Origin of the sequence: Enterococcus sp. DIV1368d (genome assembly GCF_050542975.1) — a bacterium.
Lineage (GTDB): Bacteria > Bacillota > Bacilli > Lactobacillales > Enterococcaceae > Enterococcus_D > Enterococcus_D casseliflavus.
On record NZ_CP172939.1, the window covers coordinates 1,101,299 to 1,124,093 of the forward strand.

22 protein-coding genes are annotated in these 22,795 nt (G+C 44.8%); 14 read left to right on the forward strand and 8 right to left on the reverse strand.

What is annotated here, in order from left to right; all coding sequences use genetic code 11:
* Positions 1–2: 2 nt before the first annotated feature.
* Entirely contained in the window at positions 3–1,136 is a 1,134-nt protein-coding gene (locus IGJ44_RS05150; protein ID WP_074534994.1) for an alcohol dehydrogenase catalytic domain-containing protein, read from the reverse strand.
* Between the two features lie 286 nt (positions 1,137–1,422).
* Between IGJ44_RS05150 and IGJ44_RS05155 the strand changes: the two genes are divergently transcribed.
* On the forward strand, positions 1,423–1,707 hold the full coding sequence (locus IGJ44_RS05155; protein ID WP_026008050.1) for a hypothetical protein: 285 nt from the start codon (positions 1,423–1,425) through the stop codon (positions 1,705–1,707).
* 55 nt (positions 1,708–1,762) lie between these two features.
* Here the strand turns inward: IGJ44_RS05155 and IGJ44_RS05160 are convergent, their stop codons facing one another.
* Positions 1,763–2,281 (reverse strand): isochorismatase family cysteine hydrolase, encoded by a 519-nt coding sequence (locus IGJ44_RS05160; RefSeq protein WP_074534995.1) that lies wholly within the window; start codon positions 2,279–2,281, stop codon positions 1,763–1,765.
* 242 nt (positions 2,282–2,523) lie between these two features.
* On the opposite strand from IGJ44_RS05160, the gene IGJ44_RS05165 reads away from it, so the two are divergent.
* The 9 genes from IGJ44_RS05165 (at position 2,524) to IGJ44_RS05205 (ending at position 13,771) form a co-directional block, all read left to right on the forward strand.
* A complete protein-coding gene (locus IGJ44_RS05165) occupies positions 2,524–3,840 on the forward strand; it encodes an ABC transporter substrate-binding protein (RefSeq protein ID WP_008379010.1) in 1,317 nt (438 codons plus the stop codon).
* Positions 3,841–3,972: 132 nt separating this feature from the next.
* A complete protein-coding gene (locus tag IGJ44_RS05170; RefSeq protein WP_005234717.1) occupies positions 3,973–4,884 on the forward strand; it encodes a carbohydrate ABC transporter permease in 912 nt (303 codons plus the stop codon).
* Entirely contained in the window at positions 4,884–5,744 is an 861-nt protein-coding gene (locus IGJ44_RS05175; protein ID WP_005225484.1) for a carbohydrate ABC transporter permease, read from the forward strand. Before IGJ44_RS05170 ends, IGJ44_RS05175 begins: the two co-directional genes overlap by 1 nt.
* Positions 5,741–6,343 (forward strand): hypothetical protein, encoded by a 603-nt coding sequence (locus IGJ44_RS05180; protein WP_074534996.1) that lies wholly within the window; start codon positions 5,741–5,743, stop codon positions 6,341–6,343. Before IGJ44_RS05175 ends, IGJ44_RS05180 begins: the two co-directional genes overlap by 4 nt.
* A 141-nt stretch (positions 6,344–6,484) precedes the next feature.
* Positions 6,485–7,519, forward strand: coding sequence for a LacI family DNA-binding transcriptional regulator (locus tag IGJ44_RS05185; protein WP_074534997.1), 1,035 nt, complete (start codon positions 6,485–6,487; stop codon positions 7,517–7,519).
* 100 nt (positions 7,520–7,619) lie between these two features.
* On the forward strand, positions 7,620–8,954 hold the full coding sequence (locus tag IGJ44_RS05190) for a PTS sugar transporter subunit IIC (protein WP_008379001.1): 1,335 nt from the start codon (positions 7,620–7,622) through the stop codon (positions 8,952–8,954).
* Positions 8,955–9,006: 52 nt separating this feature from the next.
* On the forward strand, positions 9,007–9,474 hold the full coding sequence (locus tag IGJ44_RS05195; RefSeq protein WP_074534998.1) for a hypothetical protein: 468 nt from the start codon (positions 9,007–9,009) through the stop codon (positions 9,472–9,474).
* Positions 9,475–9,482: 8 nt separating this feature from the next.
* Entirely contained in the window at positions 9,483–11,720 is a 2,238-nt protein-coding gene (locus IGJ44_RS05200; protein WP_074534999.1) for an alpha-galactosidase, read from the forward strand.
* Positions 11,717–13,771 (forward strand): beta-galactosidase, encoded by a 2,055-nt coding sequence (locus IGJ44_RS05205; protein WP_081343843.1) that lies wholly within the window; start codon positions 11,717–11,719, stop codon positions 13,769–13,771. The genes IGJ44_RS05200 and IGJ44_RS05205 overlap by 4 nt, the downstream gene beginning before the upstream one ends.
* 74 nt (positions 13,772–13,845) lie before the next feature.
* Here the strand turns inward: IGJ44_RS05205 and IGJ44_RS05210 are convergent, their stop codons facing one another.
* Positions 13,846–14,682 (reverse strand): NAD(P)H-hydrate dehydratase, encoded by an 837-nt coding sequence (locus IGJ44_RS05210; protein ID WP_086292014.1) that lies wholly within the window; start codon positions 14,680–14,682, stop codon positions 13,846–13,848.
* A 159-nt stretch (positions 14,683–14,841) separates the two neighbouring features.
* On the opposite strand from IGJ44_RS05210, the gene pepV reads away from it, so the two are divergent.
* Positions 14,842–16,266 (forward strand): dipeptidase PepV, encoded by a 1,425-nt coding sequence (pepV, locus tag IGJ44_RS05215; RefSeq protein WP_005225493.1) that lies wholly within the window; start codon positions 14,842–14,844, stop codon positions 16,264–16,266.
* A 163-nt stretch (positions 16,267–16,429) separates the two neighbouring features.
* On the opposite strand, the gene IGJ44_RS05220 is transcribed toward pepV, so the two are convergent.
* Positions 16,430–16,882, reverse strand: a complete 453-nt coding sequence (locus IGJ44_RS05220; RefSeq protein WP_167826823.1) for a type II toxin-antitoxin system HicB family antitoxin — start codon at positions 16,880–16,882, stop codon at positions 16,430–16,432.
* Between the two features lie 43 nt (positions 16,883–16,925).
* Complete coding sequence (locus IGJ44_RS05225) at positions 16,926–17,108, reverse strand: type II toxin-antitoxin system HicA family toxin (protein ID WP_167826822.1); 183 nt, start codon at positions 17,106–17,108, stop codon at positions 16,926–16,928.
* A 227-nt stretch (positions 17,109–17,335) separates the two neighbouring features.
* On the opposite strand from IGJ44_RS05225, the gene IGJ44_RS05230 reads away from it, so the two are divergent.
* Positions 17,336–17,629, forward strand: a complete 294-nt coding sequence (locus IGJ44_RS05230; RefSeq protein WP_005234725.1) for a hypothetical protein — start codon at positions 17,336–17,338, stop codon at positions 17,627–17,629.
* Positions 17,630–17,772: 143 nt separating this feature from the next.
* Here IGJ44_RS05230 and IGJ44_RS05235 read toward each other — a convergent pair whose 3' ends face one another.
* Positions 17,773–17,979, reverse strand: coding sequence for a hypothetical protein (locus tag IGJ44_RS05235; protein WP_034857684.1), 207 nt, complete (start codon positions 17,977–17,979; stop codon positions 17,773–17,775).
* A 128-nt stretch (positions 17,980–18,107) separates the two neighbouring features.
* A complete protein-coding gene (locus tag IGJ44_RS05240) occupies positions 18,108–18,416 on the reverse strand; it encodes a DUF5960 family protein (protein WP_240934852.1) in 309 nt (102 codons plus the stop codon).
* A gap of 160 nt (positions 18,417–18,576) precedes the next feature.
* Between IGJ44_RS05240 and IGJ44_RS05245 the strand changes: the two genes are divergently transcribed.
* Entirely contained in the window at positions 18,577–18,927 is a 351-nt protein-coding gene (locus IGJ44_RS05245) for a hypothetical protein (protein ID WP_074932192.1), read from the forward strand.
* 119 nt (positions 18,928–19,046) lie between these two features.
* Here IGJ44_RS05245 and IGJ44_RS05250 read toward each other — a convergent pair whose 3' ends face one another.
* The gene (locus IGJ44_RS05250; RefSeq protein ID WP_005225498.1) at positions 19,047–19,790 is read right to left on the reverse strand and encodes an NADPH-dependent oxidoreductase; all 744 of its coding nucleotides are present in this window, start codon (positions 19,788–19,790) and stop codon (positions 19,047–19,049) included.
* Positions 19,791–20,139: 349 nt separating this feature from the next.
* On the opposite strand from IGJ44_RS05250, the gene IGJ44_RS05255 reads away from it, so the two are divergent.
* The gene (locus IGJ44_RS05255) at positions 20,140–22,791 is read left to right on the forward strand and encodes a cation-translocating P-type ATPase (RefSeq protein ID WP_430606570.1); all 2,652 of its coding nucleotides are present in this window, start codon (positions 20,140–20,142) and stop codon (positions 22,789–22,791) included.
* Positions 22,792–22,795 lie beyond the last annotated feature (4 nt).

A 22,795-nucleotide genomic window follows, 5' to 3' on the forward strand; every position in this document is an offset into this window, starting at 1 on the left:
TGCTAAGGTTTCAAGACAACTTTGATGTTCTTGTCTTCTTTTTTGTCAAAAATCTCATACGCTTTGGCAGCATCAGCTAAAGGCATCGTGTGGGTGATGATCTGTGACGGGTCAAACAAGCCGTCCGCAATCATATCATAAATTTTTGGCATCAAATGGATCACAGGTGCTTGCCCGTGTTTGACATCGATGTTGCGCATAAAGAATTCTTGCAATGGATAAGAAGAAGCTGGTGTCATGTAAACGCCAGTGATTTGGACGGTACCAAATTTTTTGACTGCTTTGGCGGCCATCTGGATCGGTGAGATCGTTCCACTTTGCAAGCTGACTAGGTTTTTGGCTTTTTCTTTGACGGGTTCTAAACCATCCATCCCAACACAGTCGATGATCACATCAGCGCCACCTTTGGTCAGCTCATACAGTTCATCAGCACTAGTAGCCAAATCATCCAATTGGAATGTTTCGACTTGATTGTAGCTGCTGGCTTTTTCTAAGCGATGAGCAACAGGATCCACGGCAATCACCCGCTTAGCGCCTGCCATCACGGCAAATTTTTGGGCAAACAACCCAACTGGGCCTGAGCCTAAGACGATCACGGTATCATCCTTTTTGACGCCAGCGTTTTGGACGCTCCAATACGCTGTAGGTAAGATGTCAGATAAAAACAATACTTTTTCATCAGGGATCGTTGATTCAGGTACGATAAACGAGGTGAAATCTGCGAAAGGTACGCGCAAGAATTCGGCTTGACCGCCCCAGTGGTTACCGTTCATTTTTCCGAAACCGAATAAGCCGCCATACAATGTATCTTCTGAAGAATTGTCGCATTGACTTTCCATTTCATTTTGACAAAAGTGGCAATGCCCGCACCCGATATTGAAAGGGATGACGACACGGTCGCCTTTTTTTAGTTTCTGTACTTGACTGCCAACTTCTTCAACAATACCCATTGGTTCGTGACCAACGACATAGCCTTCTTCCAAGACCGAGCCGCCATGGTGGTAAAGGTGGAGATCAGAGCCGCAGATTGCGGTTGCGGTGATTCGGATGATCGCATCCGTCGGTTCTAAAATCGTTGGATCTTCTACACGTCGAACGTCCATTTTTTGATTTCCTTGCCAGGTTACTGCTTGCATCATTTTTCCTCCTTGTTTGTTCAGATAAGTTCGGACAATCACTAATTTTTTCAACAACACGTTTTTACTTTTTAGTAACAGATAATTTAATTCTGCAAGGATTTTAAGGATTTGACAACGAAAACGCTCAAAACGGTTGATTTGTTTTTTCTTCATCAATGGTTTAAAAAAGAAAAACAGATGATTTGCTAAAAAAGTGAAAGCGTGACACTATTAAAGTGAAGCATGCAAGCGTTACGAGTATCTAACGGAACCTGCATCAACCAGTGACAAGAAATGAGGAGGGATGATCATGGATCTAACGATTCGAGGAAAGGCTTCCTGCACCAATTGCAATGAAAACTTTGATGGGAAGCTGGTCGTTCATTTACAAGAAGACAGCGAGGGGCAATTAACCATGGTACCACCGTTGGAAACGAATGAATTGGCAGAAGATGAAATCGCTATTCATTATGCTTACGGGGAAGTGAAGGAAGCCATCGAAGGAACCTTCGTATGTCCAAACTGTCAGACTGAAAATGAGGTTCGGATTGAAATTCCGACCGAGCTATTAGATGGCTCAATGAATTAAATGAATAATCAAATTGAAAAAGCTCTCTGTTCCTTGAACAGGGAGCTTTCGTTACCTATTGGTCATTGGTTTGTTTTGTGCCATCAATGATTTCGACATTGAAGTCTCGTAAGATGTCGAGTCCTTGTGACTCGTGGTTTTTACCAGCGACTAATGTTTTATTGATAGTAAAATCAGCGTCAGGAAAGGCGCTTTGGATCTCGATGGTATTGGAAAGGACACAGATGTTGGTTTCAACACCAGTGATTTCGATTTTCTTTTCTTCTCCAGGTTCAAATAGATTTTTCTTAATGTCGATCAAGACCTCAGGTGGAATACTGTAATAGTATTTCTTGACGACTTTTTCATTTTCGAGAGGCTTAAGTTCTGGGATCAGCTGCAGGGCATCGGCTTCTTCATCAGGCGTTCCTTTGACTTCGATTGGAATGTCGCGGGTGTGTAAAATGTACTCCCCATTCACCCGCGCTTGTTCTAGGCGCTTGGCGATTCGTTTGACGAGAGCGGCGCCATCTGGCACATACGCTTCGTTCTCTTCATCGAGAATTTGGTTTTGCATATCGACAATGACTAGCATGTAGTTACTCCCTTTCTATAAACATCGTTTTTCAAATGGTCTGACGTGAAGTTGAAAAATAGGTGCTATTTCTATGATGCCCCACTTTCTTTATATTTTCAAAGAAAACGCTCTTCTTGTCGAGAAACGGTAAAAACGTTATTTTTTTATTCGAATCACGATGCTTTTTATTTGCTGAAAAGAAGAAGTAGTGATAGCTTTTAAATAGTACATTAAAAATAAATGAAAGTAGGTTAGGTTAAATGAGAAAGTTATTTTATATGGGGACTTTGCTTTTTTCAGTTGGTGTACTAGCGGCAGGATGCGGCAACAGTGAAACCGCTGATTCCTCGGGGAATGAGTCAGCAGATGGCAAAACGACGTTGGACTTTTGGTCCTTCTGGGGGTCTGGTGCAAGACAAGAAGTAATTGAAGAAATTATTGATGATTTTAATGCGTCACAAGATAAAATCGAGGTCAAATACAGCTACCAGCCTTGGGGCGATATTTGGACAAAATCACTGTCGTCGATCACTGCTGGCAATCCGCCTGATGTTATTGTACAAGATATCAATTCTGTTGCTCAGCGGGCAGAAGCGCAGCAAGCAACGAATTTAAGCGAGTATATCGAAGAGGGATTTTCTGATGAATTTTATCCGCAATTATGGGATACAGTGGAATACGAAGGGGATGCCTATGCCGTTCCTTTCAATACAGATACGCAAGTGATTTTCTACAATAAGACACTCTTTAAAGAGGCTGGTATCAGTGAAGAGCAACTGCCACAAACGTGGGAGGAGTTAGAAACAGTTGCTCGGAAATTAGATGTCAAAAACGGTGATGACTTTGAGCGGATCGGCTTTTACCCATTGTGGAATTTAGGCGCTGACGTGTGGGCGTTGAATGCCGACGATGGCGTCAGCTGGTTTGACAAGGACGAGAACGTCAAAATCGATACAGACAACAAAGTGGAAGCGTTGGAATGGATCTTAGACTGGCAAGAGTATTATGGTCAAGATACCATCAATCGCTTAGAAGCTGAATTTGGTTCAGGGGTTGCCGATCCATTCATTTCTGGATTAGTGGCGATGCGTGCGCAAAACATCAACTACTACTCAAGTTTGGCGGAAAATGCACCAGATGACTTTGAATTTGGGGTCATTCAAATTCCTGAAAAAGAAAGCGGCTCTGGTCACTGGTCATGGGGCGGCGGGTTCGTCCTAGAAGTGCCATACGGTGCCAAAGATCCTGAAGCGTCCTATGAGTTTATCAAATACTTGTCGACACCAGAAGTTCAAGAGAAATTTGGTGAGAAGAGCTTTGATATCATGGCGAATCGGACAGCCAACGAAAACTTGGTCAACAACGACAATCTAGATGAAAACGGCCAAATGATCTACCAAATGGCGGATGAAAACTTTGCCAATACGGTGATCACGCCTGTGCCATTGACAGCGCCTGACTTCAGCAGTCTTGTCAATGAACAGATCGACCAAATCATGCTAGGTAGCAAAACACCGGCTGAAGGGTTGGCAGATGCGCAAAAAGCGGTGGAAGATCTTGTTGAGCAAAACAAATAAACCTCAAAACGAGCGTTTTTAAAAAAGAAGCAAAGTCCAGTCGGTTAGCGGACTGGGCTTTGCTTTCTGCTTTGCGAAGCGGACATGTTTTCTTGAACAAACAATGAGTAAAAATAGAATGGAGTGGAAGGAATGCCAAAGAAGCGTTCAAAAAGTAAACGGCAAGAAGCTCTTTGGGGCTACTTCTTCGTAGCACCATTTTTGCTTGGGTTCGTGGTGTTTATGTTAGGGCCCATGCTGTTTTCCTTCGTAGGAAGCTTTACCGATTACAATCTGACTTCGAAAATGAATTTTATCGGCTTTAAGAACTTTACCCGCATGTTCACGCAAGATACCCTGTTTTGGAAATCTCTCTATAACACGGCGTATTTTGTACTCTTCAATGTTCCCTTAACCACGTTGTTCAGTGTCTTTCTAGCCACGTTATTGAATCAAAAAATCCGCGGAATCAGTTTCTTCCGAACCACCTTTTACTTGCCAGCGATCCTTTCAGGGGTTGCCGTCTACGTCTTATGGATGCAATTATTATCTCCTTCCGCAGGATTGATCAATACCTTCTTGAGCTGGTTCAATATCAAAGGTCCAGCATGGCTGTTTGATCCCGAATGGACGAAACCAGCGTTGATTTTGATGAAGATTTGGAGTTCGGGGGGCGCGATGCTCTTGTATCTAGCTACCTTGCAAAATATTTCACCGACGCTGTACGAATCGGCTGAGATCGATGGGGCGGGAGTCTGGGCGAAATTCAAAAATATTACGATCCCTTTAATCACGCCAATCATCTTCTATGATGTGATTACTTCAACGATCGGTTCTTTTCAAATTTTCCAAGAAGCATACGTGATGACCAAAAATGGTACCGGCGGTCCTGCAAATTCGCTGCTCTTCTATAATTTGCATATGTGGAACAAAGCCTTCGTCGCCTTTGATATGGGCTATGCGATGGCCATGTCGATGATCTTGTTCTTGATCGTCTTAGTCTTGACCTTTATCAATCTCAAGCTGGCACCACGCTGGGTTCACTATACCGGAGGTGGCAGCTAATGGAAATGACGACAAAAACACGAAGCAAATCAAGCCAACAGCGAGTCAAAAAAATCATCAGCTATGTGGTGATGTCGATCATCGGGATCGTGCTGTTGATTCCGTTGCTGTGGATGGTCTTTACGTCATTGAAACCGATGGAGGAGATCGTGCGCTACCCGCCGACCTTTTTCCCAGAAGAAATCAATCTTGGCAATTATTTGGAGACCATCAACGCCTTTCCATTTTGGCAGTATGCAAAAAATACGTTATTCATTACCGTCTTAGTGGTCTTCGGGAATGTCTTATCAAATTCCTTCATTGCTTATGGATTTGCAAAATTGGCCTTTCCAGGAAAAAATCTGATCTTTGCCCTCGTCTTGTCTACAATGATGATTCCTGGCTTTGTGACGATGATCCCGCAATATGTCTTGTTTTCCAAAATCGGCTGGGTCGGCACCTATCTGCCGCTGATCGTTCCAGCGTTTTTCGGCAACGCCTTTAACATTTTCTTGATGCGGCAGTTTTACTTGTCCGTCAACAATGAATTGATCGAAGCCGCTAAGATCGATGGCGCCAATCATCTTTATATTTGGAGCCATCTAATGATCCCATTGACGAAACCCGCGCTGATCACGATTGCCATCAACTCCTTCAATGGGGCATGGAATGATTTCTTAGGCCCATTACTGTATATTCAAAACCAAGAAAAGTACACGCTGCAGATTGGCCTGCAAGTTTTCCAAAATCAATCAACCACCCAGTGGAACTACTTGATGGCAGGAGCAACGCTTGTGCTATTGCCGACGATCTTGCTGTTCTTCCTCGCTCAACGCTACTTTATTGAGGGAATGGATCTGACGGGAGGTTCCAAAGGATGAGAACAAAAGTTACCCCGCAACGCTTAAACCAAGCGCTGTTGACTGGCATCAACTGGCTTCCGCATTTACTGGTTTTACAAGGCATGTGGCTGTTGTATTCCTTGCCTTTGATCACGAGTACCACTGCTAGTCGAGCATTGATCGAGACGTTGACGGAACTGCGTAACGATGGCTTGGAGGCAAGCAGCAAAGCTCGTTTTCAGCAGGCATTTCATCAACAGTGGACAACAAGAAAAGGGCAAGACCGTTTGCTCAGTCTATTCTTCCTGCTGCTTTTGGCCGACAGCTTTATCCTTAGCCGTTTGCAGCACCCGCTGTTTCAGATCGCTAGTTACGCGTTAGCGTTCACCTTTGGCTTGTTTTGCTTGGTCTTACTTTATCAAACGAGGCTGCTTCACACCTATCCGCAGCAGCCCAGCTCATTGTTTTATAGTTTTTATCAGTTTGCTCGTTCACCCAAACGAGTACAGGCACATCTTTTAGCAACAGTGACGCTTGTCTTGACCTTTTTCCTGTTTGGTCCTGTCTACTTATTGGTCTTAGGGATCAGCACCTTGTATCTGGTCAATGTCGTGCTCTGTGACCGAGCGCTCAAATAGAAAACAAATGGGTATCCCGAAACTTCCTTAGTGAAAAGCCAAGGAGTTTCGGTTTTTTTGTGAAAAGAAGGTTGACAGGGTCAAAAATTATGCCTATGCTGAATGTAAATTTAGTAAACAGTAAACAGATGAGGTGCAATTATGGCAAGTATGAGAGATATCGCGAAATTAGCCGGGGTGTCGGTAGCAAGTGTTTCTAGAATCCTTAACAATGATGAAACCTTCAGTATCAATGAACACACGCGTCAGCGAGTCATTGAGATCGCCAACCAAATGAACTACTCAAAAGAAAAAAATCAATCCCATTCCCGTGACGTCGGCGACCAAAACACGATTGCCATCATTACCCGCCACGATCGAGAGTCGGAAAGAAACGATCCGTATTTTATGATGATCCGCAATGGGATCGAAAAGGAAGCGGCGAAGTGGCGCTTAAAAACGATTCGGGCCTTTTCCATGCGGGAGCCTCAAAAAGATTTGGCACAATTGGCGAAGTATGGCGCAGTCATTATTATTGGAGAGATGACCAGCGATGCTTTGGCAGAGATCAGTCAGCAAAATGCCAATATTATCCTGGTGGATAATTATAGTGAAGCACCCAGCTACGATTGCATCCAAACCGATTTTGCCCAAAAGACTCACCAGATCCTCACGTTGTTAAAAGAGAAGGGCCATGAGAATATTGCCTTTGTGGGCGGTGTTGCCAGCCGAGTGACGATTTCTGGCGAAGTCGTTTACGATGAACAAGAGATTCGAGCAGAAAATTATCGCCAATGGATGCTGCTCAATAAATTGGAAAAGTTCACAACCGTGCTGCAGGGGAAATGGTCACCAGAGACTGGTTTGCATTTTGGTCAGCAGATCGCGCAAATGAATCCTCGCCCCACAGCGATCGTCGTTGCCAGCGATCCTATGGCTGTCGGGGTTTACAAGGCACTCGCTGAAGCGGGGCTATCAATTCCTAAAGATGTGTCAGTCGTTAGTTTTGATGATATCGAAATGGCGCAATTTATGACGCCCGCACTGTCTTCCGTCAAGATGAAAGCTGAAGAGATGGGGCAGATGAGTGTCGAATTAGCGAAAAATAAAATCCTTGGGGTGCGGACGATGCCTGTTCGCGTCGTTTGTGGCAGTGAATTGATCATTAGAGAATCGATTGCCGAAAAAGATCAGTGACGTCTGATCTTTTTTTATTTTAGGGGTTGTGTAAACATTAACTAAACAACTATACTGATTGTAGTAAACGTTTACAGTTAAAAATAAAGGAGAAAACGAAATGAAGTTTATTGATAAATTAGCCGAAAAGATGGTGCCTTTTGCTCAGATCATTGCCAACAACAAATACTTGTTAAGTCTTCGTGATGGGTTTATGGTCGCTTTTCCTGCAACAATGTTTGCGTCAATTATGATTATTATTCAAAATCTGCCTGCTACTTTCGGACTCTCGGAAAAACTTCCAGAGGGATTCATCACGTTTCTAAACGACTTTTTTGGTCCTATCGGAAATGCGACCATGAGTATCACCGCTATTTTCGTTGTTTTTGGGATCGGCTATCAGTTGGCTGGCAAGTATGGACAAGCCAAATTATTTGCGGGTGCCATCTCACTGTCTTCGTTTTTGATGCTGCTGCCTTTTGGCTCATCCGAAGAGTTAGGTACAGTGATCCCCTTGTCGAAATTAGGGGCTGAGGGAATGTTTGTCGGAATCATCACGGCCATTATCGCTACGCAGATCTATTGCAAAATCAGTGCGGCTGGGCTGACGATCAAAATGCCAGATTCGGTTCCGCCAATGATCGCAGAATCCTTTGTCGCCATCATTCCTGGTGCGGCACCGTTGTTCCTTTTCAATTTGATCCGCTACTTGTTCACCTTTACTTCATGGGGCAATGCCGTTGATTTCGTTTATGAGATTTTGCAAAAACCATTGATGGGCTTAGGCGGTACGTTGCCAGCAGTACTGATCGCCGTCTTGTTCACCCAATTCTTCTGGTGGTTTGGGATTCACGGGACACTAGTGGTCAATGCGGTGATCGATCCAATCATGAATGCGTTAGCGATTGAAAACTATGAAGCTTACAAAGCAGGGGCTGAACAATTGCCCCATATCATTAACACTACGTTTATGGGCGTGTTCGTCAATCAAGGAATGCAGCTGGGGATCTCGATTACAATGGCCTTCTTTATCGCTCGTTCGATTCGGATGAAAAAATTAATGAAGACGGTGATCGCTCCATCTGTTTTCAACGTATCTGAACCGATGACCTTTGGTTTGCCGATCGTCTTGAACCCGATCGCTTTTGTCCCATGGATCTTAGCGCCATTAGCCAGTACGACGATCTCTTACTTTGCGATTGCCGCAGGCTTGGTGCCAAGACCAATTGGAGCAACGGTTGTTTGGACGACCCCGGTCTTCTTATCTGGTTGGTTAGGCACGGGTTCTGTTGCCGGCGCAATCTTACAGTTAGTGACGGTTGCCGTAATGACCTTGATCTGGGTGCCATTCTTGATCGTAATGGATCGCGGGTACTTGAAAGAAGAAAAAGCGGAAGCGGCATTAAATGAACAAGCGGCATCTGAAACGATCAATCAAAGGGTAGAAGAAAGATAAGCCCAGAAACGGAAAGGAATGCAATAGCGCACCCTTTAGAAAGGAATTTGTGATGAGAACCGATACATTGTCTTGCAGTTATCAAATGAATACCACACCTACGGACTTTTCCCGTGTGTTATTGGCGGAACAAGAGAAATTCTTTCTAGCCAAACAAGCCCAAGAACCGTTCGGGGAAGGCTGCCGTATTGAAACGATGATCCAAACCAAAACCGCCCCGCGGTTGGTACCTGCCGTCATGACGGTCAAAAAAATTGCCGTGGATGAGCTGTGGCTTCGTACGATCCATGAAGAAGGAGTGATCGATCAACGGTACAGTTTTGCACCAGGCCGAAAAGGGAAGCTGCAAGTCACGTATTCGGAACAAAGCCGTTTTGCGCAGCAGAAAACAACCTACAGTTTTATGCTGGCGGCGCTGTTTTACAAATTCTTTTTCAATCGCGGCGTCAAAAAACGCTTGCGTTATCTTGAAGCAGCTTGTCAACGAGTAGGGACAAATGAAAAAAATGGGGAAAATTGAGGATAGCAATGATAGAAATTAGGAATGAACAACTCTTTCACTTATACAATGAAAAAATCAGTTATATCATAAATGTGTTACCAAATCAGCAACTGGGTCATGTCTATTTTGGGCCATCTCTAGGCACACTGGCGCCGTTTGATCAAGCGTACCTTGAGAAAAAAGAGAATAAATCGGCAGGAACCGTCAAATTTTTTGAAGCAGACAATCTTTTTACCTTGGCGGACCGTTTTCAAGAATTGCCAACGTATGGGACTTCTGATTTTCGAGAAGGGGCAGTGTCGGTTTTTGAGGAAGAAACCCCTCTTTATGTTGATTTTAAACTTGTGGCTTTTCACTGTTTTGAGGGCAAAGAACGAAAGCTGGCGCAACCAGCCAGCTTTGCTTCTGCTGATGAAAGCCAAAGCATCGTCTTTGAATTAGTAGATCAAGAGCGGCAGCTGGAAATGGCGATCACCTATACGATCTTCAAAGGATCAGGAACCATCACGCGGCAGCAAACACTGACCAATACGGGGAGCAAGCCGAGAACCATCCAGCGCTTTTTAAGTGGTGTCTTGGAGCTGAAAAATCGCGATTTTGAACTGCTGCATCTTTCAGGCGCATGGCTGAAAGAACGGCATATCAAGACGGTCCCTTTGACCCAAGGGACGATCAGTGTCGGCTCGTTAAAAGGAGCGTCTGGTCATCAGCACAATCCTTTTGTCGCCTTAAAAGAACAGCAAGCCACCAATGACACTGGTCACGTCTATTGTGCCAACCTGATTTATTCGGGCAACTTTTTGGCGCAAGCGGAAATGGATGAATGGGACAACGTTCGATTGATGTTGGGGATACATCCTGAGCATTTCAGCTGGCAGCTTTCACAAGGAGAAACTTTTGAAGCCCCAGAATGTCTCTTCACCTTCACCGCTGCTGGTCTGAATGGCTTGAGTCAAGAATCCGCCCAATTTATCGAAAAGCATGTGATTGCCCCTTATTGGCAAAAGCGGCAGCGGCCGATCGTCTTTAATAATTGGGAAGCGACTTATTTTGATTTTAATGAAGAAAAGCTGTTGACCTTAGCCCAAGAAAGCAAGGCGTTAGGGATGGAGTGCTTTGTGCTGGATGATGGTTGGTTTGGAAAACGTAACAACGACCGCAGTTCATTAGGCGATTGGGTGGCGGACTCTGCCAAATTTCCAAATGGAATCGGGTCTTTTGCTGAGAAAATTCATGCCATGCAGCTGCAACTGGGGATTTGGTTTGAACCAGAAATGGTTTCGCCGGATAGTCAGTTGTACCAAGAGCATCCTGAGTGGGTAGTCAAGCATCCTTATGAGCGGATCTCTGTGGGGCGCGGACAATACGTGTTGGATTTTGCCAATCCAGCAGTGGTCGAGGCGATTTTCGAAGCGATGCAAAAAGTGATCCTTGAAACCAAGCTAGATTACATCAAATGGGATATGAACCGCAATATCACTGAAGCTTACTCTCACTATTTAGCAGAACAGGGGATTTCTCAGACGGAGTTTTATCATCGCTACATTTTAGGTCTTTATCGCTTATATGAAAAAATCTTAGCGGCGTTTCCGACCCTTTTGATCGAAGGCTGTGCTGGCGGCGGGGGCAGATACGATTTAGGGATCTTATTTTACAGTCCGCAGATTTGGCCTAGTGATGATAGTGATGCAGTGGAACGTTTAGCCATCCAAAGCGGAACGTTGTTAGGGTATCCTTTGTCCTCCTTCAGCAATCACGTGTCGGCGGCACCAAACCACCAAGTCGGCCGGGCAACGTCTTTAGACTTTCGGCAAACCGTCGCAATGTTTGGGCCTTTGGGGTATGAACTCGATCTCTTTCATTTGTCTGAAACTGAAAAGCAGGCAATCAAATCCCAAATCGTCTTTTATAAAAAACAGCGGCAATTGCTGACCTTTGGCACTTTTTACCAGCTGCAGCAGTTGGACCATGCCAATGAAACGACTTGGGCGGTGTATGATCCGCAAAACGAAGAAGCCTTGATTGCTTTCTTTCGCGTGTTGGCACAAGCCAATCCGACGGCGGAAGACTTTTTGCCCGCAGCCTTTCTTAATGCCCAACAGGTGTACCAGGTCAATGGCGAAACTGTCTCTGGTCAGCTGTTAAAGCAATTAGGGTTGCGTAAACCCTATCAGTTTAATGCCGTCAACCATGGAACAGCGCAAGTCACTGGCGATTTTCAATCATTTGTCTACCAGTTACAAGCCAAAAAAGGAGTAGAATGATGAGCAATCAATTGTTTGATCAGCAGTTTATGCATGGCGGGGATTACAACCCCGATCAATGGCTGGCTTATCCAGAAATCTTGCAAAAGGATCTTGCCTACATGCAGCAAGCCCATGTCAACACCGTCACATTAGGGGTGTTTGCTTGGAGTGCCTTAGAGCCGCAAGAAGGCGTTTATCAGTTTGACTGGTTGGATCGAGTGTTTGATCAGATCCATGGCATCGGCGGCAAAGTCATTTTGGCCACTCCTAGCGGTGGGCGGCCTCAATGGCTAAGCCAAAAGTATCCTGAAGTCAATCGGACCAACGCCCAAGGGCAAAAACATACCCATGGGTTTCGCCACAATCACTGTTACTCTTCACCGATCTATCGGGAAAAGGTGACGCAAATCAATCAGCAGTTGGCAAAACGTTACGGCAAGCATCCGGCATTAGCCATGTGGCATATCTCCAATGAGTACTCTGGGGAATGCTTTTGCTCCTATTGTCAGGAAAACTGGCGCAGCTGGCTGCAAAAAAAATATGGTGATTTAGCCACGTTGAATCATGCCTGGTGGACTTCTTTTTGGGGCGGTACTTACTCCGATTGGTCGCAGGTTTTACCGCCTTCACCTTTAGGGGAACACAAAGTGCATGGCATGGATCTTGATTGGAAACGATTTGTCACAGATAGGACGATCGATTTTTATTTGCATGAATGTGCGCCGATCCGTCAGCTGACACCGGACATTCCTGTGACAACGAATTTTATGGCGGAAGGACATGCTACCCAAGATTTTATTCCTTTAGAAGGCATTGACTACAGCAAGTTCGCTCGTCATGTGGACATCGTTAGCTGGGATAGTTACCCTGATTGGAACAACAACTTTGAATCCTTGGCAGCGACAGCGATGAAATCCGCCTATGTGCATGACCAGTACTGGTCATTGAAGAAACAGCCCTTTTTAGTGATGGAATGCACGCCGAGTTTTGTTAACTGGCATTCCTTTAATAAAGCGAAAAAGCCTGGTGTCCATCAGTTGAGTGCCATGCAGCAGATCGCTCACGGCTCAGATAGTACCTTGTATTTTCAATGGCGCCAATCCCGCGGCAATTCAGAAAAATTCCATGGGGCAGTCGTGGGACATGATGATTCCACGGAGAATCGGGTCTTCAAAGAAGTTGCGGCTTACGGCAAGCGCTTGGAAAAAATCAAAGAGATTCAAGGAACCACAAGAAAAAAAGCAGTGGCGATCCTTTTTGATTGGGAAAGCAACTGGGCATTGAAGCGAGGCGGCGGGTTTGGTCGACCTACCAGACGGTATCCGCAAACGTTGCAGGAGCATTATCGTTATTTCTGGGAACAAGACATCGCTGTCGATATTTTGACGCCAGAGCAAGATTTTTCTGACTATCAGTTGGTGATCGCTCCGATGCTTTACTTGATGACATCGGAGACGATGGCAAAACTTTGCCAGTATACACAAGCCGGTGGTACCTTGATTTCCAGTTACTTTAGCGGCATGGTCAATGAAACCGACTTGTTGTATCTGGGGGGCTTGCCACAGCCGTTGCGAGGGTTATTAGGCATCAACGTGTTGGAGCTGGAAACTCTTTTTGACACTGAACATAATCAAGTGGTTTTTCAAGGACAGTCCTTTGAAACACGGGACTATTCTGCAATCATCGAAGCCGAAACAGCGGAGGTACTAGGGGAGTATCAAGCGGATTTTTACCAAGGAACACCTGCGATCACCAAAAATACCTTTGGTGCCGGCACCGCCTACTATCTGGCGGCTCGCACCAACTATGACTTTTTCGAACAGTTTTATGCCTCTTTGGTCCGTGAGCTGTCCTTGGCAGAGGAAAGGATCGCGCATGCCAATCCTGCAGTCTCGATCCAAGGCAGGTTCAGTCCAGAACGAACGTACTTTTTCATCATGAATTTTTCTGAGAAAGAGCAGACACTACACTTGATCAAAGAAGTCGTTGATTTAGAGACCAATCAAGCAGTCCCTCAAACAGCAACCTTGGCGCCGTATGAAGTGCGAGTGGTTTATTTTAACAATTAGCTGACCATTGGAAAAAACGTCCCTTTCGATAAATGCAGAAAGGGACGTTTTTTTGATGAATGGTTTATCAGAAATCATTCTGGATCGGATGCTTGGTGCTTTTTCATCCATTGAGGCAATGCGGCACTGATTTGTGTCGGCAAAACGACATAGTGCTCTTTTGCCAATGCTTCGCCAATCAGGCTATGGAGATAGACAGCCGCGTGGATCGTTTCCTCTGTTTTTTCAAACTGTGCCAAAAAGCTGGTGATCATGCCTGCCAGCGTATCACCCATGCCGCCAGTCGCCATTGCGGGTGTTCCGAGGGGATTTTGGGCGATGCTGCTGCCGTAAATTTGTGTGCGATGGCTTTTTAAGACTACCAGACTTCCGAGTTTTTGTTGGGCTTGCTGGTTGTTTTCTTCGGTCTGGTCGGCAATTGCCAGTCCGCTGAGCCGTTGCCATTCCATCTGATGCGGCGTGAAGACGACTTGTTCAGGAAAGGGGATGATCAGCGGATATTTGGCAGCCAAATTGATCGCCGAACCATCGATCACCAACCATTGGTGTTCTTTTTGGGCAGAAACGATCCGCTGCAGCAGATCAAAATTGCTTTTTCCTTCGCCTAATCCAGGACCAATCAGTAGGACGTCTGCCGATTCGGTGACCGTATCGATCAGTTCTGTTTGCTGCCAATCGACAAACATCGCTTCAGGCAAGCGGGCGTGCAGGGCGGTTCGGTTGACGCCATCGGAGATCACGGTGGTCAAACCAGTTCCCCCATACACACAGGCTTGCGCAGCCATTAAGATCGCCCCACCGAATTGGCGGTTGCCCCCTACTAAAACGGCTCGGCCAAACGTGCCTTTGTGGCTTTTTGTCGGGCGCTGTTGGATCACTTTGGATAAAATTGCAGAATCAAGTTGCTCCATGCAATGACTCCTTTCGTTAATCAAAATCGAGTTATATTTATTATACCTGTTTCCTAGAAATTTCATAGAAAAGACCCATGGAAAAAGGCGCAATTTTTTTTCCTTTTTTGGTTTAAGAGTGTTATCATAAATAGCGAGAACAGAAATGGAGGGAACACTATGACAATCGATTGGAAAAAAGAGGTCGAAGCCCGCAAAGACGATTTGCTGAACGACTTGATTGATCTATTGAAAGTGAAAAGTGAAAGAGAAGATGATAAAGCGACTGCGGATGCGCCATTTGGTCCTGGACCTCGTGATGCGTTGCTGCACATGCTAGCTTATGGCGAACGTGATGGCTTCACAGTCAAAAACGTCGATAACTACGCCGGGCACATCGAATTTGGTGAAGGAGACGAAACATTAGGGATCTTCGGCCACATGGATGTTGTTCCTGCAGGTGACGGCTGGTCAACCGATCCTTATGATCCAGTCATCAATGACAACAAAATCTATGCTCGTGGTTCTTCTGATGATAAAGGTCCTTCAATGGCTGCCTATTATGGGATGAAGATCATCAAAGAATTGGGCTTGCCATTATCGAAAAAAATCCGTTTTGTCGTTGGTTCTGATGAAGAAAGCGGCTGGGCAGATATGGATTACTACTTTGAGCATGAAGAAAAGCCTGATTTTGGCTTCTCACCAGATGCCAATTTCCCAATCATCAATGGAGAAAAAGGAAATGTGACCTTAGGGATCCATTTCCAAGGCAACAATGAAGGAGACTTCACGCTGCAAAGCTTTACTGCTGGCTTGCGAGAAAATATGGTACCAGGAACGGCAACAGCAAGCTTCATTGCTCCATCAACAGAAGAAGCATTAGCGATCGAAAAAGCCTTTTTCGATTACGTTGAAGCCAATCCAGTGACGGGGACGATTGAAACAGAAAATGAACAAGTGACGATCGAATTAGTCGGTAAAGGTGCTCATGGTGCCAGCCCACAATCAGGAATCAATGCGGGGACTTTCTTAGCAGTCTTCTTAGATAACTATGCCTTTGGCGGCGGCGCAAAACAATTCATCCATGCAGCAGCAGCCTATGTCCATGAAGATTTCTACGGTGAAAAATTAGGTGTGGCGTACGAAGACGAAAAAATGGGTAAATTGACAATGAATGCTGGCTTGTTTGCTTTCAAAGCGAACCAAGCAGGAACGCAAGCAGACAACTTTATCGCATTGAACTTCCGTTATCCTAAAGGCGTAACTGCGGAAGGACTTGAAATCGGTGTGGAACGCACCGTCGGTATGGAAGGGGCAACCGTTACCCGCAATGACCGCAACATGGAACCTCACTACGTGCCAGCAGATGATCCATTGGTAGAAACTTTATTGGCGGTTTATGAAGAACATACCGGCGAAAAAGGCTTCGAACAAATCATCGGCGGCGGCACATACGGTCGTCTATTGAAACGCGGCGTTGCTTATGGCGCAATGTTCCCTGGCTATGTCGACACCATGCACCAAGCCAATGAATTCATGAGCTTGGATGACCTATTCAACGCAGCGGTGATCTATGCAGATGCTATCTACCGTTTGGCGAAATAAAGAGAGATTGATTGGGTCTGTTCACTCGCTAAATAAATACAATTGAACGTTTCGTGCGGCATTCTCGTATCTTTTTCATGTGAGAGAATGCCGCACTTTTTTAGTATGGAACAGGGGGATGAGTAGTAAAAAACACCTCATAGTGATGAGGTGTAGAAAATCATTATTTTAGTTTTTTAGCTGTGATTGCATCAGTGAGTGTTTTAGAAAAATTTAAGTGCATGTCTCGTCCTAATTTATCCGCCCATTTAGGAATTGTCAATGTTTTCTTTACAGGTTCCTGACTACCTAGATACTTTGAGACATCAACACTAACCATTGAGATAAAAGATTTATCAGTATCGTATGTAAAGTCAAAGGTTGGATCATCTTTGAAAGGATGATCCTTTTCAAGTGACAAGTGGTTGATTGAAGAAGGAGACGGAATGTCCTGATCAGTCTCAATATCACTTGCCAAAACGTTTCCTAGCCAGTCGGAAGCCATAAATAACGCATCGGGAATATCTACTCCTTGTGTACCAGCTTGATTAGGAAAATCTGGAAATGAAACAAAGTATTTTGCTTTACTTTCCTCTGTACTATCATAATAAAACAGAGCGGGATAGCTGACTAACATTTTATTTACCTCCTTATTCTTAGTTTACTGCAAGAAGGAGGGGCTAAACTAGCCCGGCATCCTTCTTGATTCCTCGTTCAGTGTATTTGTTTAGTTCACCATGAGGAATAATGATAGGTCTCTTACCAGACTTCTCCATTTTAATATGGGAGCCTTTGCCGCCTTTCGTTTTTTTCCACCCAGCAGATTTAAGTAAGCTGACCATTTCTTTTTGTGTCATCGGCATTGTGCACACATACCTCCTGACATTACTATTATACACGTGTTGCACGTATCAATCAACTTGTTTATTTGTTAAGAGTAAATTGGATATAAGAAGTTTTGTAGTGTACTAGATGAACCATTTGTATATAAATGAATAGTTATTGAGTTTATTTTTATCGTTAATGTTCCAATTTATTATTGACATCAAATCATCCGAATGATTTACTTTTTGTAAGGAGTTGAAAAGTGATGCCTGATTTGGTGAAATTTATTTTGGTTATTCTGGCGATTTGGGTGGTTTATCAAGTATTTACGACGATTTTATTTACCCTTTCCCAAAAAGCAGTTGCCAAACGAATCAAAAGCGGGAAGATGTCTGATCAGCAATTGGCGAATTTGTACCATGCTGTAGCACGAGCAAATCAAGGAAGCAATTTCCAAGCGATTTTCTCTTATGGGCTCTTTTACCGCAGCCATGCAAAGCAAAGTGATGCGGTCTATGAACTGTATCGCGCAGAAATGGCGAAAAGAAATCTGCTGTAACCAACTGTGAAGCAGCTGCTTTCGAGAATATTGCTCGAAGTAGCAAAAAAGCCTAGGTCTTGCACAACAAGTGCAGAACCTAGGCTTTTTTGGTATTTACTGGGCAGCAAGCTGTAACAGATAAATACAGCTCCTTGCTGCAGCTATTTCTTGTCTTTGCTGCTTTTTTGATCCATGCCCGCACCGATCGCTACACCTAGTGCGATGCCTAAACCCATGCCTAATGCCAGGTTGTCAAAAAACAGCAGTCCAAATGCAGCACCTAATGCCATTCCGACACCGATCCCCAGTCCCATATTGTTAGAAGCGGCTTCCTTTTCTTCAGACGTTTGCGGCGGTTTTTTCGTCATTGTGAAAAACCCCTTTCTTTTTAGTATAGAGGGGTTTCGTTTGGATGACAAATATTCGAACTGCTGCTCAGTGATATGCATCAGGAGAGTGCAGCCGCTGAGTATAGCAAACGGGTTGAACCATTGGTCTATCTTCCGCCGGGCAAATAGTTACGCTCGGGGTTGTAGCGGCGAATGATCTTATTTTCAGCGAGTACGTGCTCATAATAATAAACAGGCGCATCCTTAGTCTCTAGTCGAAAAACAAAGACGAGCGGAACCTTTAAGACGGAATAGCGCGCGGGGATCGCAATATACGATTTTTGATTGCGCTCCATCGTCAGTGAGAATTCATCAAACAAAAGCGCCACTGGTGTGGGAAAGTTTACCAATTCATAATAGTGTTTTTCAAATGCATAGGTTTCTTGTTTTGCATAAGCGATTTTTGCAGCTGGCATACACATTCACCTCACTTGAATTATACGAACGTTTGTTCTGTTTGTAAAGTGAAAAATTACCAAACGAGGAAAAAGGAGGCGTTCTCTATGAAAAAGATGTTTTGCTAACAAGAAATTTGTTACACTAGAGAAAAGAAGGAATCAAAAAGGAGCAGATACCATGGATTACGAACGTTTCGCACGATTACAGGCACGCTTTGCCGATGAAAAACTGCTGACCAAAGAAGGGGTCTATCGGTTGCGTTTGTCAGGGAAGGCGCAGTTCGAACTAGCCTTTATCAAAACCGGACCCTGTGGCGAGTCTGTCTACCAGCCGCTGATCAAGGGCACTTTTGCTGAAAAAGAAGCAATCCCTACCTATTTGCTGGATCTTGCGGCGCAGCCTATGACGCAAATCAGTCAGCGAACCTCCGAAAATGAAGCAGTGTTAGATAAAGCGTTAGTAGAATTAATGGAAAAATGTGAGCAGGCAGTTGCCGTCAACGAAGCCGCACAAGAAGCCACACGTTAATTAGCGCGACAAAGATACAAGAGCCGCCTGAACTTGATTTTTTACACTAAGCAAAAAACGATCCTGACAAGATTCCTTGCCAAAGATCGTTTTTTATTTTCCCGTGGAAATTAGTGTCCTCATTCGCCGAAGTGGTCTGAGAAGCCTTGTTGCTTCATAAAGGCAGCGACATCTGGACGTCGCGGTTCACGGAAAAATTCCGTCATTTTCGTTTGCCAATTGGTTTGCTGTTGATTACTGCTGCGTTGTGCATAATAGGCTTCTGTCGTTTGGTTGTACTGGGCTGTTTGCTCCTGCGTCAGCGGTTGATACTGATCGACACTTACGATCGCTTCTTGGGGCAAGCGGACTTTCGGCTCATTTCTGTGTTGCGGATAGCCGATCGTTAAACCGAATAACGGAAACGTCAATTTTGGTAAGCCGACAAGTTCTGCGATACGAGGCAAATCATTGCGGATGCCGCCGATGTAACAAATTCCTAAGTCTTGTGCTTCAGCGTAAGCTACCATATTTTGGGCAGCGATGGTCGTATCAACGACAGACACAATAAATGGTTCCATCGTGGTTAAGTGGGTATCAGGCACCCCTGCTTGGGTCAGCAGCTGCTGGTGTTTATGTAAGTCGGCGACAAAAAGATAGAAGACGCCCGTTCGAGTGATGTAATTTGGGGCACCGGCAATTTCTTCGATGGCAGCCAGTTTTTCAGGATCACTGACCTCAATGATTGAATAGGCTTGAACAAAGTTCGAACTGGAACCGCTCTGGGCAACCGTTACTAATTTTTGCTTGAGTTCCTTTGATAGTGGCCGGGGTTGAAAATCTCGGACAGAGCTATGGCGGGTAAAAGTATCAAAAAGATCCATCGTTTTTCCTCCTGTAACGTACAAATTTCTTTCTTCCTTAGTGTAACAGAAAAAAAGGAATGGGAACAAAAAGAATGTTTTCAAAAAATTTTCAAATTGATGTTTTATAGTTGCCAAGCACAAAAGTTTCCGTTATGATAATGATACATTCTTATTATTATTCCTTAGGGGAGTAACCGGTGGCGCAAGCTGCGATAATATCAACAGTAAGTAAGCTGGCGACAGCTTTCTGGTATTATTTGAAATGGTGAGACCTAAGACAAGCGTATACTTGTCTTAGGTCTCTTTTTTTCTAGCAGAGTGCCTAAGGAAAATAAAATTAAAAGGGGCAAAAAAATTGGCGAAAGAAATGTATCAAAAAGAAATCTCGGAAATTATGGCAGAGGTCCAGAGCAGTCCAGAGGGGTTGACGCAGCAAGAGGCAGCCAAGCGGTTAGAAAATGGCTTGAACCAGCTGAAGGAAGCACCTAAGAAATCTAGCTTTGCCTTATTCTTAGATACCTTCAAAGATGCGATGGTGATCGTCTTGCTGATCGTGGCAATCATCCAAATGGTTATGGGTGCCCACGTTGAGTCGATCGTTATCTTCGCAGTACTCTTGTTGAATTCCGTCGTCAGTGTGATTCAAACGAAAAAAGCCGAAGGGTCGTTAGACGCTTTGAAAAGCCTATCGGCACCAGATGCTAACGTCATTCGGGATGGCAAAGAACAAAGTGTGCTGGCGAAAGAATTGGTTGTCGGCGATATCGTTATTTTAGAAGCTGGGGACTATGTACCAGCAGATGGTCGATTGATCGAAGAGGGTTCTTTGAAGGTCGATGAAGGAATGCTGACTGGGGAATCAACGCCAGCGGAAAAAGAATTAGGTGTGATCGATCGTACCGCACCGATCGGTGACCGTGACAACATGGTCTTCAGTGGAACGATCGTCACTTATGGACGTGGTCGGTTTATTGTAACCGCGACTGGTAATGTGACGGAAATCGGTCAAGTGGCTGGCTTATTGGAAAGTACAGTTGAACACAAAACGCCATTGCAAAGAGGATTAGACAGCTTCAGTAAAAAACTGAGCTTGGCGATCTTAGTCCTTTCATTGATTATTTTAGGGGTTCAAGTCGCACGGTTGTTCTTAGGTGACGGAACAGGTGATATGACACAAGACTTAGTCAACGTCTTTATGTTTGCGGTAGCCGTAGCCGTTGCAGCGATTCCAGAAGCCTTGCAATCGATCGTGACGATCGTTCTTTCGATCGGAACAAAACAAATGGCGAAGCGTCATGCCATCATTCGAAAACTACCAGCGGTTGAAACATTGGGTTCAACGAGTATCGTTTGTACCGATAAGACCGGGACTTTGACCCAAAACAAAATGACCGTTGTTGACTACTATTTACCAAATGGGCAAACGGGCACGTTCTCCGATGAGCCAACTACCTGGTCATTGCCTGAAAAACGCTTAGTAGAGATCAGTGTCTTGGCCAATGATGCTGCCATCAGTGAAGATGGGGCGAAGCTAGGAGACCCTACTGAAATTGCTTTTCTGGATTACAGTGAGAAACTAAATCAGCCTTATCGGGCAATTCGTCAACAGTTTCCTCGTTTGCAAGAATTGCCTTTCGATTCTGATCGTAAATTGATGTCTACCTTACATGAGATCGATGGCGAACATTTATTGTTGACCAAAGGTGGTCCAGACATCGTCTTTGGCCGCAGTACTAAAGTCTTGATCGATGATCAAGTCGTTCCTTTAACAGATGAAATCAGAAATAAATTGCAACATCAAAACGAAGAATTCTCAAAACGGGCATTACGGGTCTTGGCGTTTGCTTACCGTCCATTGACCGATGCCCAATCACGAGAATTGACACTTGAGGATGAAAACGAGCTGATTTTGGTTGGTTTGATGGCAATGATCGATCCTCCTCGTAAAGAAGTCAAACAAGCCGTAGCGGATGCTAAATCTGCTGGTATCAAAACAGTTATGATCACAGGGGACCACAAAACGACAGCCGTGGCGATCGCACAAGAGATCGGTATTTCAGCCGAGGGCGATTTAGCCTTGACTGGTACGGAATTGGATGCTCTTTCTGAAACCGAACTAGCGGATCAATTAGACAAAATCACGGTTTATGCTCGTGTTTCGCCTGAAAATAAAATCCGTATCGTGCGGGCTTGGCAAGACAAAGGCAAGATCTCTGCCATGACCGGAGATGGGGTCAATGATGCACCCGCCTTGAAACAAGCGGATATCGGGATCGCAATGGGAACCGGAACGGACGTTGCCAAAGATGCAGCGGCGATGGTCTTGACGGATGATAACTTTGCCTCGATCATTCGTGCCGTAGAAGTTGGCCGAAACGTCTTTGACAACATCAAAAAAGCCATTTCGTATTTGTTTGCTGGAAACTTAGGTGCGATCATTGCGATCGTCTTTGCCTTAGTGATGGGTTGGGACAATCCATTTACTGCCTTGCAGCTACTCTTTATCAACTTAGTCAACGACTCATTACCAGCAATTGCTCTGGGAATGGAAAAAGCCGAACCAACCATCATGCAACGTCAGCCTAGAGATCCAAATGCTGGTATCTTCACTGGAAAAACATTGATCTCAGTAACGTATCGCGGTATTTTGATTGCCGCTGTCGTGATTTTGGCACAATGGTTAGGGATGAGTCAATCACCTGAGTTAGGTGTAGCGATGGCCTTCTCAACACTTATCTGGAGCCGGACATTGCAAACATTGCCAGCACGCTCAAATACCGAGACTGCTTGGCAAGCTGGCCTTTTTGCCAATAAAATGGTGTGGTTGGCGATCGTCGTTTGTGGTGGACTATACAGCATTACCTTGATTCCTGGAATCCGTGAAGTCTTTGCGATTCCAGCAACCTTCACTTTAGGACATGTCGGTCTATGTATCGCAATGGCTGCTGTAGCAGTTGTTTTGATGGAAATCACAAAGCTGATTATTATTGCCGTTCAAAAACGTCAAGGAAACGCCTAGAGCA

Bases quoted from the DNA above. Each gene is read 5' to 3' on its own strand.
- IGJ44_RS05245 (WP_074932192.1), top strand. From the start codon at position 18,577: ATGGATTACGAACGTTTCGCACGATTACAGGCACGCTTTGCCGATGAA.
- IGJ44_RS05230 (WP_005234725.1), top strand. From the start codon at position 17,336: ATGCCTGATTTGGTGAAATTTATTTTGGTTATTCTGGCGATTTGGGTG.
- IGJ44_RS05160 (WP_074534995.1), bottom strand. From the start codon at position 2,281: ATGCTAGTCATTGTCGATATGCAAAACCAAATTCTCGATGAAGAGAAC.
- IGJ44_RS05210 (WP_086292014.1), bottom strand. From the start codon at position 14,682: ATGGAGCAACTTGATTCTGCAATTTTATCCAAAGTGATCCAACAGCGC.
- IGJ44_RS05225 (WP_167826822.1), bottom strand. From the start codon at position 17,108: ATGCCGATGACACAAAAAGAAATGGTCAGCTTACTTAAATCTGCTGGG.
- IGJ44_RS05235 (WP_034857684.1), bottom strand. From the start codon at position 17,979: ATGACGAAAAAACCGCCGCAAACGTCTGAAGAAAAGGAAGCCGCTTCT.
- IGJ44_RS05180 (WP_074534996.1), top strand. From the start codon at position 5,741: ATGAGAACAAAAGTTACCCCGCAACGCTTAAACCAAGCGCTGTTGACT.
- IGJ44_RS05150 (WP_074534994.1), bottom strand. From the start codon at position 1,136: ATGCAAGCAGTAACCTGGCAAGGAAATCAAAAAATGGACGTTCGACGT.
- IGJ44_RS05155 (WP_026008050.1), top strand. From the start codon at position 1,423: ATGATCATGGATCTAACGATTCGAGGAAAGGCTTCCTGCACCAATTGC.
- IGJ44_RS05190 (WP_008379001.1), top strand. From the start codon at position 7,620: ATGAAGTTTATTGATAAATTAGCCGAAAAGATGGTGCCTTTTGCTCAG.
- IGJ44_RS05255 (WP_430606570.1), top strand. From the start codon at position 20,140: ATGTATCAAAAAGAAATCTCGGAAATTATGGCAGAGGTCCAGAGCAGT.
- IGJ44_RS05205 (WP_081343843.1), top strand. From the start codon at position 11,717: ATGATGAGCAATCAATTGTTTGATCAGCAGTTTATGCATGGCGGGGAT.
- IGJ44_RS05220 (WP_167826823.1), bottom strand. From the start codon at position 16,882: ATGTTAGTCAGCTATCCCGCTCTGTTTTATTATGATAGTACAGAGGAA.
- IGJ44_RS05250 (WP_005225498.1), bottom strand. From the start codon at position 19,790: ATGGATCTTTTTGATACTTTTACCCGCCATAGCTCTGTCCGAGATTTT.
- IGJ44_RS05200 (WP_074534999.1), top strand. From the start codon at position 9,483: ATGATAGAAATTAGGAATGAACAACTCTTTCACTTATACAATGAAAAA.
- IGJ44_RS05195 (WP_074534998.1), top strand. From the start codon at position 9,007: ATGAGAACCGATACATTGTCTTGCAGTTATCAAATGAATACCACACCT.
- IGJ44_RS05240 (WP_240934852.1), bottom strand. From the start codon at position 18,416: ATGCCAGCTGCAAAAATCGCTTATGCAAAACAAGAAACCTATGCATTT.
- IGJ44_RS05185 (WP_074534997.1), top strand. From the start codon at position 6,485: ATGGCAAGTATGAGAGATATCGCGAAATTAGCCGGGGTGTCGGTAGCA.
- pepV (WP_005225493.1), top strand. From the start codon at position 14,842: ATGACAATCGATTGGAAAAAAGAGGTCGAAGCCCGCAAAGACGATTTG.
- IGJ44_RS05175 (WP_005225484.1), top strand. From the start codon at position 4,884: ATGGAAATGACGACAAAAACACGAAGCAAATCAAGCCAACAGCGAGTC.
- IGJ44_RS05165 (WP_008379010.1), top strand. From the start codon at position 2,524: ATGAGAAAGTTATTTTATATGGGGACTTTGCTTTTTTCAGTTGGTGTA.
- IGJ44_RS05170 (WP_005234717.1), top strand. From the start codon at position 3,973: ATGCCAAAGAAGCGTTCAAAAAGTAAACGGCAAGAAGCTCTTTGGGGC.